Annotated in this window: 11 protein-coding genes; 10 read left to right on the top strand and 1 reads right to left on the bottom strand. The window is 68.0% G+C overall.

The window, feature by feature from the left end; translation table 11 throughout:
• The first annotated feature begins 1 nt into the window (after window position 1).
• From NR101_RS11525 to NR101_RS11505, 5 genes are all read left to right on the top strand, one after another.
• A complete protein-coding gene (locus NR101_RS11525) occupies window positions 2–559 on the top strand; it encodes a DUF2878 domain-containing protein (RefSeq protein ID WP_256775222.1) in 558 nt (185 codons plus the stop codon).
• On the top strand, window positions 556–1353 hold the full coding sequence (locus tag NR101_RS11520) for a DUF1295 domain-containing protein (protein WP_256775221.1): 798 nt from the start codon (window positions 556–558) through the stop codon (window positions 1351–1353). Before NR101_RS11525 ends, NR101_RS11520 begins: the two co-directional genes overlap by 4 nt.
• Window positions 1350–2423: a cyclopropane-fatty-acyl-phospholipid synthase family protein gene (locus NR101_RS11515; protein WP_256775220.1), complete on the top strand. Its 1074-nt coding sequence runs from the start codon at window positions 1350–1352 to the stop codon at window positions 2421–2423. The genes NR101_RS11520 and NR101_RS11515 overlap by 4 nt, the downstream gene beginning before the upstream one ends.
• Window positions 2424–2451: 28 nt before the next feature.
• Window positions 2452–2991, top strand: a complete 540-nt coding sequence (locus tag NR101_RS11510) for a lipocalin family protein (RefSeq protein WP_256775219.1) — start codon at window positions 2452–2454, stop codon at window positions 2989–2991.
• Between the two features lie 142 nt (window positions 2992–3133).
• Entirely contained in the window at window positions 3134–5059 is a 1926-nt protein-coding gene (locus tag NR101_RS11505) for a patatin-like phospholipase family protein (protein ID WP_256775218.1), read from the top strand.
• 218 nt (window positions 5060–5277) lie between these two features.
• Here the strand turns inward: NR101_RS11505 and NR101_RS11500 are convergent, their stop codons facing one another.
• Entirely contained in the window at window positions 5278–6648 is a 1371-nt protein-coding gene (locus tag NR101_RS11500; RefSeq protein ID WP_256775217.1) for a short-chain fatty acyl-CoA regulator family protein, read from the bottom strand.
• A gap of 111 nt (window positions 6649–6759) precedes the next feature.
• Between NR101_RS11500 and NR101_RS11495 the strand changes: the two genes are divergently transcribed.
• The 5 genes from NR101_RS11495 to mmsB are packed head-to-tail and all read left to right on the top strand — an operon-like array spanning window position 6760 to window position 12304.
• Complete coding sequence (locus NR101_RS11495) at window positions 6760–8265, top strand: CoA-acylating methylmalonate-semialdehyde dehydrogenase (protein ID WP_256775216.1); 1506 nt, start codon at window positions 6760–6762, stop codon at window positions 8263–8265.
• Window positions 8266–8284: 19 nt separating this feature from the next.
• Entirely contained in the window at window positions 8285–9451 is a 1167-nt protein-coding gene (locus NR101_RS11490) for an acyl-CoA dehydrogenase family protein (RefSeq protein WP_256775215.1), read from the top strand.
• On the top strand, window positions 9448–10245 hold the full coding sequence (locus NR101_RS11485; protein ID WP_256775214.1) for an enoyl-CoA hydratase: 798 nt from the start codon (window positions 9448–9450) through the stop codon (window positions 10243–10245). The genes NR101_RS11490 and NR101_RS11485 overlap by 4 nt, the downstream gene beginning before the upstream one ends.
• Complete coding sequence (locus NR101_RS11480; RefSeq protein WP_256775213.1) at window positions 10242–11417, top strand: enoyl-CoA hydratase/isomerase family protein; 1176 nt, start codon at window positions 10242–10244, stop codon at window positions 11415–11417. The genes NR101_RS11485 and NR101_RS11480 overlap by 4 nt, the downstream gene beginning before the upstream one ends.
• A complete protein-coding gene (mmsB, locus tag NR101_RS11475) occupies window positions 11414–12304 on the top strand; it encodes a 3-hydroxyisobutyrate dehydrogenase (RefSeq protein ID WP_256775212.1) in 891 nt (296 codons plus the stop codon). Before NR101_RS11480 ends, mmsB begins: the two co-directional genes overlap by 4 nt.
• Window positions 12305–12500 lie beyond the last annotated feature (196 nt).

The following is a 12500-nucleotide window of genomic DNA, read 5'->3' as shown; positions in this document are numbered from 1 at the left end:
GATGCTGCGCTTCTGGGCCAACGTGATCGGCAACCAGCTGGTGTGGCTGTGTGCGGTGATCGGCGCGGGGCACGGCCTGCGCTGGCCGGCGCTGCTGGCGGCCGCGGTGTACGTGGGCAGCCAGCTGGCGCTGTCGCCGCAGCCCGGTGTCGAGATCCGGCTGCTCGGCGTGGCCCTGCTGTGCGGGCTGCTGGTGGATGGCCTGGCTGGCGGCTCGGGCTGGGTGCGGTACGCCGCCGGCAACGATCCGGCCTGGCTGGCGCCGGTGTGGATCCTGGCACTGTGGGCCGCGTTCGCGATGACCCTGACGGTGTCCTTTGCCGTGCTGCAGCGGCACCTGCGCATCGCCGCCCTGGTCGGTCTGCTGCTGGCACCGCTGGCGTACCTGTCCGCCGCCCGTGGCTGGGCATCGGTGAGCTTCAGTGAACCGCACTGGCGCGGCGTGGTCCTGCTCGGCATCGGCTGGTCGATGGCGTTGCCCTTGTTGGCGGCCTGCGCGCGCCACTGGCAGCGCACGCCCTCGCGCCCCCTTACTGATGGATCGGGAGAACACGCATGAAGCTGTTGTGGTGGGTGTGGCTGTATGCCGCGGTGATCATGAGCTGGGGGTGGTGGTGGCAGCGTCGCCACCAGAACATCGGCGTGGTCGATGTGCTCTGGGCCAAAGGCGTGGGCGCCTCGGCGCTGCTGCTGGCCCTGCTTGGCGACGGTGCCGCCGCGCCGCGCATCACCCTGGCGGTGCTGGGCGGGCTGTGGGGATCGCGGCTGGCCCTGCATCTGTGGCACCGCGTACGCAGCGAACCCGAGGATGGGCGCTACCAGCACCTGCGCAAGCACTGGAATGGCCACCAAGGCAAGATTTTCGGCTTCTTCCAGTTCCAGGCGCTGTTGATCGTGCTGTTCGCGCTGCCGTTCGTGGCGGTCACCCACAACCCGCAGCGCGATGGGATCGGCTGGATCATCGGCGCGGTGGCGGTCTGGCTGCTCAGTGTCGGTGGCGAAGCCATCGCCGACCGCCAGCTGGCGCGCTTCCGTGCCAATCCGGCCAACAAGGGCAAGACCTGCCGCGACGGCCTGTGGCGCTACTCGCGCCATCCCAACTACTTCTTCGAATGGCTGCACTGGTTCACCTACGTGCTGCTGGCGGTGCAGTCGCCGCTGTGGTGGCTGGCGTGGTCCGGCCCGCTGGTGATGTACGTGTTCCTGCGCTGGGTGAGCGGCATTCCGTTCACCGAGGCGCAGGCGCTGCGGACGCGCGGTGAGGACTACCGCGAGTACCAGCGCACCACGCCGATGCTGTTCCCCTGGTTTCCCTCCCGCACATCGCACCCCCGCAAGGAGCCGTCCCCGTGAATGCCGCCAGTGACTACCTGCCCGCGCCCGACCACGCCGCAGGCCTGACCGGCCTGGCCGAGCGCGGCCTGCTGCCAGACGCGCTGCTGCGCCTGGGTATCCGCCGCCAATGCGAGCAGCGCCTGCGCGAGGAACTGGCCGGTGGCCAGGAGGCACAGTCGCAGCGTTTCGCCGAGCGCATCGCCGGGCTCTCGCACAGCGCGGTGGCGCTGCACGTGGATGCCGCCAACCGCCAGCACTACGAAGTGCCGGCGCGCTTCTTCGAGCTGTGCCTGGGCAAGCGCTTCAAGTACAGCAGCTGTTACTACCCCACCGGCACCGAGACCCTGGACGAAGCGGAAGAGGCGATGCTGGCGCTGTACGGGCAACGCGCGCAGCTTGCCGATGGCCAGGACATCCTGGAGTTGGGCTGCGGCTGGGGCTCGCTGACGCTGTGGATGGCCGAGCACTATCCGAATGCGCGCATCACCGCCGTGTCCAACTCCAACAGCCAGCGCGAGCACATCCAGGCGCAGTGCCGCCTGCGCGGCCTGGTCAACGTCACCGTGCTCACCCACGACGTCAACCACCTCACGCTGGGCGCAGGGACGTTCGACCGCTGCGTCTCCATCGAAATGTTCGAGCACATGCGCAACTACCAGCAACTGCTGCAGCGCATCCACGGCTGGCTGCGTCCGGACGGCAAGCTGTTCGTGCACATCTTCGTGCATCGCACGCTGATGTACCCCTTCGAGACCGACGGCGAAGACAACTGGATGGGCCGCCATTTCTTCACCGGTGGCCTGATGCCGGCCGCCGATACCCTGCTGTGCTTCCAGCAGCACCTGCACCTTCAGCAGCGCTGGCTGCTCGACGGTACCCATTACGAACGCACCGCCAACCATTGGCTGGCCAACCAGGATCGCGAGCGCGATGCCGTGCTGGAGGTCATGCGCCAATGCTACGGCGCGCCGTCGGCAGCGCTGTGGGCGCAGCGCTGGCGCATGTTCTGGATGGCCTGTGCCGAACTGTTCGGTTACCAGAATGGCCAGCAGTGGCAAGTGGCCCATTACCTGTTCGCCCGCCCGTGAACATCCCACGTCCCCCGAGGAAATCGCCATGTCGATCCGTGCCGTCGTTCCGCTGCTGCTGGCCAGCCTGATGCTAGGCTGCGGCGGCAACACCCGTCCCATCCCACCGGTGGCCGAAGTGGACGTACCGCGCTTCATGGGCGACTGGTACGTCATCGCGCATATCCCCAGCCGACCCGAGCGCAACGCCTTCGATGCGGTCGAGTCGTATGCACTGCGCCCGGACGGTCGCATCCAGACTACCTTCCGCTACCGCAAGGGCAGCTTCGATGCACCGGTCAAGACCATGCATCCGGTTGGCACGGTGAAGCCGGGCACGAACGGGGCCGAGTGGGGCATGCAGTTCATCTGGCCGATCAAGGCCGAGTACGTGATCGTCTACCTGGACGCGGACTACCAGCAGACCATTGTGGGGCGCAGCAAGCGCGATTACGTGTGGCTGATGTCGCGCACGCCGAAGATGTCCGACGCCGACTACAACAAGGCCACCGCCCGTATCGCCGCGCTCGGCTACGACCTGTCCAAGCTGCGGCGGGTACCGCAGTCCGGCGGCGTGAAGCAGCCGTAACGGCGGCGCCGTTCTCAGGCCCTGAGAAGACCGTCGGCGATACTGTCCCCCTGGCCCCGCTTGAACATCCCGTCACCGTGCGGGCACACGCGGGCGCCACACTGCAGCAGCACGGAGGCGCCGGAGGCCCACGGACGGGGGCATGCGCGGGCAGGGCGCGCGGTGGGTGGACAGAGGGCGCGACGTGGCGGACAAGTACTGCGATCTGGTCATGAAGGGCGGCATCACCAGCGGCATCGTGTATCCCAACGCGGTGCTGTCGCTGGCCCGCCAGTACCGCTTCAAGAACATCGGCGGCACCTCGGCCGGGGCGATCGCCGCCGCCGTTGCCGCGGCCGCGGCGTTTGGCGACCGTCGTCGCCACAGCGGCGAGGCGGTGGCCGATGAGGTGGGCTTCCCCGGGCTGGCGGCGGTATCGGCGCAACTGTCCACGCGCGGCTTCATCTACAGCCTGTTCCAGCCGGCCCCGGGCGCGCGCACCGCCTACCGGCTCCTGGTGATGCTCACCGGCAAATCCAGCCTGCCGCGCAAGATCGCCTGCCTGCTCGCGGCGGTGTTCGCGATCGCACCGCTCGAACTGCTGGCCTCCCTGGTCGTCCTGCTCGGTATCGGCTGGCTGGCCGCCGGCGTGGACGGGGTACTGGCCACGTTGCTGCCGTCGCTGCTGTGCGCTTACGGCGCCGGCGTGCTGGCGTCGGCGCTGCGGGTAGCACGGGTGGCGCGGCGCAACCTGCTCGGCCTGTGCGATGGCAGCACCCAGGCCGGCGCCGCCACGCCCGCGCTGACCGACTGGCTGCACGAGCGCCTGCAGACGCTGTCGGGCAAACCCCTGGGACAACCGCTGACCTTCGGCGACCTGCACCAGGCGCCACGCTACCTCGGCGAACCCGCTGCCGAGCAGGCGATCAGCCTGAAGATGATCACCACCTGCATCTCGCATACCGAGCCGCGCACGCTGCCGTTCAGTGCCGCGCACTTCTGGTTCGTGCGCGAGGAGTTCGCCCAGCTGTTCCCGGCCAGCGTGGTGGACTGGCTGATGGCACAGGCCGGCGCGCCCGAGCACATCGACGGGCGCGACTATTACCGCCTGGTGGATGGGGACCGGCTGCCGGTGCTGGTGGCCACGCGCATGAGCCTGAGCTTCCCGCTGTTGATCAGCGCGGTGCCGTTGCATGAGCCGGCGCGGCGCGAGCGGCGTTGTGAGCCCGCGGTGGACACAGCAACCAGACGCGAAAAGAGTAGCGTCGCCGAGAGCATGGAAGGGCTGACCCGCGGCGGGCAGAGCTGCGGCCCGGCGATCACTGCCTTCCGCGTGTGCTGGTTCTCCGATGGCGGCATCAGCAGCAACTTCCCCATCCACCTGTTCGACGCCGCGTTGCCACGCTGGCCCACCTTCGGCATCAACCTGGTGTATCCGCGCCATGCCGACGCGGTCAGCGTGCTGGACACGGGCAAGGACCCGATTGAACAGGCGGTGTTCCTGCCCACCGAGAACCGCCAGGGCTGGCAGCGCAGCTACCATGCCATCGCCCAGCCGCTGGCCGCGGCGGAGATGTCCGGCTTCCTGTTCTCCATCGTGTCGACCATGCAGAACTGGCGCGACGTGCTGCAGGCCCGCGCGCCCGGTTACCGCGACCGCATCGTGCACGTATCGCTGCACGGCGACGAAGGCGGCATGAACCTGGACATGCCACAGGATGTGCTTGGCCGCATCGCCGCCAAGGGCAGCGTGGCCGGTGAACGCTTCTGCGGGTTCTCCTTCCAGAACCACTACTGGATCCGCTGGCGCAACCTGGCCTCGGCCTACCAGCGCTACACGCTGGAAATCGCGCGCACCGACGATCCCGATCAGCGTGTGGCGGCCTGGACCGACGCCTACCAGACGGTGGCCCTCGGCGAACCGCCCCCGCCGTCGTACCGGCTGACCTCGGAGGACAAACGGCGTGAATCGCAGCGGTTGTGGCGGCACATGGTCGAGCAGGGCCAACACTGGGAAGACCTCGGCCCGGACCTCACCGAAGGTGCCCCGCGCCCGCTGCCGCAGATGAAGGTCACGCCGATTTATTGAGCCGGGACAGCGCGCTTCCCGATCCGGTAAAACCGACCGTTGGTCGGCTGCTCTTCGCACCGGGGTCGAACCTTCCTGGCGTCAGAGGGAAGTCGACCAACGGTCGACTCTACGCCGGGGTCGAACCTTCCTGGCGTCGGAGGGTAGTCGACCAACGGTCGACTCTACGGTGGGTCGAGCCTTCCTGGCGTTGGATGCAAGTCGACCAACGGTCGACTCTACCTTCGGCCGGGCAGCTGCGCGAAGGCGCGTTGCATGCAATCTTCGCGCGGGCACACCCGGCAGCCCGGCCCGATCGACACCGAGTTGCCCGGGCTCTGGATGTCCAGGCCGCGCGAATAGATCAGCCGCTCGGCATGCTGCAGATCGCAGCCCAGCGCCACGGCGAAGGTCTTGCGCGGCTGCCCATGCCCGATCGGACCGCTGCTTACCTGCCGCGCCAGCCAGAAGTGGCGGCGCCCGTCGGGCATGCGCGCGGTCTGGGTCAGCACCCGGCCGGGCTGGTTGAACGCCTCGTAGACGATCCACAGCGGGCACGAGCCGCCCACCTGTGAGAAGTGGAAATCGGTGGCCGAATGCCGCTTGGAGACATTGCCGGCGCGGTCCACGCGGATGAAGAAGAACGGCAGGCCGGGTGCGCTGCGTCGCGCCAGCGTGCTCAAGCGATGGCAGACGGCCTCGAAGCCCACGCCGAAGCGATGGGCCAGCGCATCGATGTCGTAGGCGCTGTGCTCGGCGGCGCGCAGGAACTGCGCATACGGCATCACCAGTGCACCCGCGAAGTAGTTGGACATGCCGATCCGCGCCTGCGCGATCTGCTCCGCGTCGCGGAAGCCCGCGCGCGCGATCACCGCATCGATCTGCGCTGCATAGCCCAGCAACGCCAGCTCGGCCGCCATCTGGAACGCCTGCTGGCCCGGTTCCAGATAGTCCGGCAGCCACAGCGTGCGGCTGCCGCCATCGTAGACCCGCTTCTCGCGCCCGGCCTGCAGCGGCGCCACTTCGACCAGCACGCCGTGGCGGTCGGCCAGCAGCTGGCGCAGGCGGGGGGCGACATGCCCGGCCACCAGCCCCCACTCGCCGAACAACTGCTCGGCCAGGTCGTCCAGCTCGGGGATGTGGTTGTGCATGCGGTTGAAGAAGTCGCGCACCTGGTCCCCGGCCGGTAACGCCTGCCCGGCATGCACATCGCCCAGCTGGAACTCCAGCGCGGCGGCATGCTCGCGCAGCATCAGGTGCCGGCGGTGCAGGTCGAGCAGGGCGCGGCTCACCTGTGGCAGGTTGCCGGCCATCGCGCGCAGCTCGGTGCTGCTTACATCGTCCAGGCCCAGGTCGCGCAGCGTCTCACCGAGGGCCTCCTGCAGCGCGCCGGGCTCATCTACGTCGAACAGGTCGGTAACGTCGCCCAATACCTCACGCAGCCTGGCCTGCACCGCGGGGGTGAGCGGGCGCTTGTTGCGCTCGATCTGGTTCAGGTAACTGGCCGACAGCCCCAATGCCCGCGCCAGCGCGATCTGGCTGTAGCCGCGCTGCTCGCGCAGCTTGAGCAGGCGCAGGCCGATCTGGCGTTGGACGGGCTGGCTATTCACAGAATTCACAAGAATCGTAGCGGGCATTGGCCAGATTAAGCGCATACAGGCCGGAAATCGAGGGTGGCACTGTGAATAATGCCAACAACTTTCGACCCGCCGGGATTGTCCATGACTGTTGCAGCGCCCCGTATCCGCATGTTGATCGATGGCCAGTTCATCGAATCGACCAGCTCGCATTGGCAGAACGTGGTCAACCCGGCCACCCAGGACGTGCTGGCCCAGGTGCCGTTCGCCACCCCCGGCGAAGTCGATGCCGCCGTGGCCTGTGCCAAAGAAGCATTCAAGACCTGGCGCAAGACCCCGATCGGCACCCGCGCGCGCATCTTCCTGAAGTACCAGCAGCTGATCCGCGAGAACATGAGCGAGCTGGCCCATATCCTCTCCGCCGAGCAGGGCAAGACCGTGCCGGATGCCGAAGGCGATGTGTTCCGCGGCCTGGAAGTGGTCGAGCATGCCGCCGCCATCGGCAACCTGCAGCTGGGCGAGCTGGCCAACAACGTCGCCAACGGGGTGGACACCTACACCCTGCTGCAACCGCTGGGCGTGTGCGCTGGCATCACCCCGTTCAACTTCCCGGCGATGATTCCGCTGTGGATGTTCCCGATGGCCATCGCCACCGGCAACACCTTCATCCTCAAGCCGTCCGAACAGGACCCGATGGTCACCATGCGCCTGGTCGAACTGGCGCTGGAAGCGGGCATTCCCAAGGGCGTGCTCAACGTCGTCCACGGCGGCGAAGACGTGGTCAACGCGATCTGCGACCACCCGGATATCAAGGCCGTCTCGTTCGTCGGTTCCACCCGCGTCGGCACCCACGTGTACAACCGCGCCTCGCTGGCCGGCAAGCGCGTGCAGTGCATGATGGGCGCCAAGAACCACGCAGTGGTATTGCCGGACGCGAACAAGGAACAGAGCCTCAACGCGATGGTTGGCGCTGCCTTCGGGGCCGCCGGTCAGCGCTGCATGGCCGCCTCCACCCTGGTGCTGGTCGGCGAAGCGCGGGAGTGGGTGCCGGACCTGGTCGCCAAGGCGAAGACGCTCAAGGTCAGCGCGGGCAGCGTCAGCGGTACCGATGTCGGCCCGGTGATTTCCTGCGCCGCGCGTGAACGCGTCGAAGGCCTGATCGCCTCGGGCGTGGAGCAGGGCGCCAAGCTGGTGCTCGACGGCCGCAACCCGCAGGTGGACGGCTTCGAGAAGGGCAACTTCGTTGGCCCGACCATCTTCGCCGGCGTCACCCCGGGCATGCGCGTGTACGACGAGGAAATCTTCGGGCCGGTGCTGGTGATCCTGGAAGCGGAGACGCTCGAAGACGCCATCGCACTGATCAACGCCAACCCGAACGGTAACGGCACTGCGCTGTTCACCCAGTCCGGCGCGGCTGCCCGCAAGTTCCAGGAAGACATCGACGTCGGTCAGGTCGGCATCAACGTGCCGATCCCGGTGCCGGTGCCGCTGTTCTCGTTCACCGGTTCGCGCGCGTCCAAGCTCGGCGACCTGGGCCCGTACGGCAAGCAGGTGGTGATGTTCTACACCCAGACCAAGACGATCACCTCGCGCTGGTTCGATGACGAGACGCTGGGTCATGGCGTCAACACCACCATCAGCCTGAAGTAAGCAACGACGGAGTTCGACCATGAGCCACTCGATGACGACGGAACTGGACGAAGCGCAGCAGGCCTATAGAGAGGCCGCGCGCGACTTCGCCCAGGCCGAACTGGCGCCGCACGCCGCGCGATGGGATGCGGAGGGCATCTTTCCGCGCGAGGCGATCGCCAAGGCAGGGGAACTCGGGTTCTGCGGTTTGTACATGGACCCCGAGGTAGGTGGCAGCGGCCTGAGCCGTCTGGACGCCGCCGTCGTCATCGAGGAGCTCGCCAACGTGGATCCGTCCACGGCGGCCTATGTCAGCATCCACAACATGGCGTCGTGGATGGTGGCCAAGTGGGGCCAGGAGAGCCTGCGTGCGGAGTGGGGTGCAGACCTCTCGTCCGGCACCAAGCTGGCTTCGTACTGCCTGACCGAGCCGGGTGCCGGCTCGGATGCAGCCTCGCTGAAGACCAGCGCGGTGCGCGATGGCGACCACTACGTGTTGAACGGGTCCAAGGCCTTCATCTCCGGCGCCGGTGCCACCGAACTGCTGGTGGTGATGGCGCGCACCGGCGGTGCCGGCGCAGGTGGCATCAGCGCGATCGCGGTGCCGGCCGACCTGCCGGGCATCAGCTACGGCCGCAAGGAAGAGAAGATGGGCTGGAACAGCCAGCCCACCCGCGGCATCACCTTCGAGAACGTGCGCGTCCCGGTCAGCCACCTGTTGGGAGAGGAGGGTGGCGGCTTCAAGCTGGCCATGAAGGGTCTGGATGGCGGGCGGATCAACATCGCCGCCTGCTCGCTGGGTGCGGCCCAGGGCGCACTGGATGCGGCGCGCCGCTACATGGGCGAGCGCCGCCAGTTCGGCAAGGCGCTGGCCGAGTTCCAGGCATTGCAGTTCAAGCTGGCCGACATGGCCATCGAACTGGTCGCCGCGCGCCAGATGGTGCACACCGCCGCGCGCAAGCTCGATGCCGGGGCCAGCGATGCCAACGTGTGGTGCGCCATGGCCAAGCGCTTCGCTACCGATGCCGGTTTCAACATCTGCAACGAGGCGCTGCAGATCCACGGTGGCTACGGCTATATCCGCGAATATCCGATCGAACGGCTGCTGCGCGATTCGCGCGTGCACCAGATCCTGGAAGGCACCAACGAGATCATGCGGGTGATCGTGGCCCGCCACCTGCTCAACACCGAAGAGGAACTGCGATGATGGATTGGCGTACGCATGAACATGTCGGCCTGAAGGTCGAGGCCGACGGCCACGTCGCGGTCATCACGCTCAACAACCCGCCGGCCCACACCTGGACCGTGCCCAGCTTGTCCGCGCTGCGCGACCTGGTTGGCGCGCTCAATGCCGACAAGGCCATCTACGCGCTGGTGATCACCGGTGACGGCGAGAAGTTCTTCTCGGCCGGCGCCGACCTGAAGCAGTTCGCGTCAGGCGACAAGGCTGCCGCACGCGAAGCTGCACGTCGCTTCGGCGAAGCCTTTGAAGCCCTGTCCGGTTTCCGTGGCGTGTCCATCGCCGCGATCAACGGCTATGCGATGGGCGGCGGCCTGGAATGTGCGCTGGCCTGCGACCTGCGCATCATCGAAGAACACGCCCAGGTTGCATTGCCGGAGGCCACCGTCGGCCTGCTGCCGTGCGCCGGCGGCACCCAGAACCTGCCGCGCCTGGTCGGCGAAGGCTGGGCCAAGCGCATGATCCTGCTCGGCGAGCGCATCGATGCAGACACCGCGCTGCGCATCGGCCTGGTCGAAGAGAAGGTAGGCAAGGGCGCCGCCAAGGCGCTGGCGCTGGAGTGGGCGCACAAGGCCGGCAAGCAGAGCCCGGCCAGCATCGCCGCCTGCAAGACCCTGGTGCAGGCCACCCGCACCGGCACCCATGCCTCGGCGCTGGTCGCCGAGCGCGAAGCCTTCGTCGATCTGTTCGACAGCGCCGACCAGGTCGAGGGCGTGAGCGCCTTCCTGGAAAAGCGCGCCGCGCAGTGGAAGAACGCATGAGCAGCGCCGTCGCCAGCGACGAAGCACCGGTGCTGTTCGAAGAGCGCGCTGCCGACAATGGCACGCGCATCGGCATCGCCACGCTCAATGCCCCGCGCACGCTCAATGGCTTCTCGTTGCCGATGGCGCACCTGCTGCGCGAGCGGCTGCAGGCCTGGGCCAACGATGACGGCATCGCGTTGGTGGTGTTGCAGGGCGCGGGCGAGAAAGCCTTCTGCGCCGGCGGTGACCTGCACAGCCTGTATCGCAGCATGGTCGACTACCGCGCCAGCGGCAGCACCGACATCCGCGACAACGCCTATGCCGCCGAATTCTTCGACGTCGAGTATCGCGTCGATTACGCCATCCACACCTATCCCAAGCCGATCCTGTGCTGGGGCCATGGCATCGTCATGGGCGGTGGCATCGGGCTGATGTCCGGCGCCAGCCACCGCGTGGTCAGCGAGCGCTCCAGGCTGGCGTTCCCTGAGATCACCGTGGGCCTGTTCCCCGACGTGGGCGGCAGCTGGTTGCTGCCGCGCGTGCCGGGCCGGGGCGGCTTGTTCCTGGCGTTGACTGGCGCACCGCTCAATGCTGGCGACGCCATCTACGCCGGCCTGGCCGACATCCACATCGCCGAGGCGCAGCGCGAGGCCGTGCTCGCCGCCCTCGCCGAGGTGCATTGGAGCACCGAGGCCAAGCGTAACCACGACCAGCTCAGCGCACTGCTGCAGCAGCATGCCAGCGACGCTGCCACCGGCCCGCTGCTGCGCAACGCGGCCGCCATCGATGCGCTGTGTGACGGCGGCGATGTGGTTGCCATCGTCGATGCGGTCCTCGCGTTGGAGACCGAGGACGCCTGGCTGAAAACCGCACAGGCCACGCTCGCCGCCGGTGCGCCCGGCTCGGCCCGGCTCGCCTTCGAGCTGCAGCGCCTGGCCGAGGGCCTGTCGCTGGCCGAGGTCTATCGCCTCGAGTACATCGCCGCCCTGCATGCCGCCGCCCACGGCGATTTCGCCGAAGGCATCCGCGCCCTGTTGATCGACAAGGACCGCAACCCGCAGTGGCAGCCACGCGCCCTGGCTGACGCCACCGCGCCGTGGGCCCAGACCTTCTTCGCATCCCCCTGGTCCGACGCCGCGCATCCGCTCGCCGACCTCGGTACCACCGTTCCTGAAAGGAGCCTCGCATGAGCCGTATTGCATTCATCGGGTTGGGCAACATGGGTGGCCCGATGGCCGCCAACCTGGCCAAGGCTGGCCACGCCGTGCGCGTGTTCGACCTGGTGCCTGCCGCCGTGCAGGCGGCGGTCGACGCCGGCGCCGCCGCCGCGCACTCCGCGCTGGATACGCTGACCGACGCCGAGATCGTGATCTCGATGCTGCCGGCCAGTCGCCATGTCGAAGGTGTCTACCTCGGTGATGATGGCCTGCTCGCCGACATCCCCAGCGGCGCGCTGGTCATCGACTGCAGCACGATCGCCCCGGCCACCGCGCGCAAGGTCGCCGAGGCCGCTGCCGCGCGTGGCCTGCAGATGCTGGACGCGCCGGTCTCCGGCGGCACCGCCGGCGCCCAGGCCGGCACCCTTACCTTCATCGTCGGTGGCGAAGCCGATGCGCTCGAGCGCGCGCGCCCGTTGCTGCAGGCGATGGGCAAGAACATCTTCCACGTCGGTGCCAGCGGTGCCGGCCAGGTCGCCAAGCTGTGCAACAACATGGCCCTTGGCGTGATCATGGCCGTGACTGGCGAATCGATCGCCCTCGGCGTGGCCCACGGGCTGGACCCGAAGGTGCTCTCGCAGATGATGGCGGTCAGCACCGGCCGCAGCTGGGCCACCGAAGTGTGCAACCCGTGGCCGGGTGTACTCGAAAACGCACCGGCATCGCGCGGCTACAGCGGCGGTTTCGGCAGTGACCTGATGCTCAAGGACATGGGCCTGGCGGTGGAAGCGGCGATGAGCGTCGGTGCCTCCATCCCGCTGGGCGAACTGGCCCGCAACCTGTATTCGATGAACCACCAGGCCGGCCGCGGCAAGCTGGATTTCTCCAGCGTCGTGCAGCTGATCGCGAACGAAAAATAACGGGTGGTGCCGGCCGTTGGCCGGCGACCTCGTGAACCCTGAAGTATGCGTGGAGCCGGCCCGCGGCCGGCACTACCGGGGAATCTCCGTGGGAGCCATCGGTCGGTGCCCCGGAACCAGACGTATCCCGTGGCAGTGCCTCGGGATCCACCGCGGTGGGATGGGCGGTTGCCCGGCTTCAACGCCAGGTAGCCGC

The organism is Stenotrophomonas sp. Ste86 (genome assembly GCF_024519465.1).
Classification (GTDB): domain Bacteria; phylum Pseudomonadota; class Gammaproteobacteria; order Xanthomonadales; family Xanthomonadaceae; genus Stenotrophomonas.
Note: the sequence above shows the minus strand (reverse complement) of the source record. Positions and strands in the feature narration are given on the sequence as shown.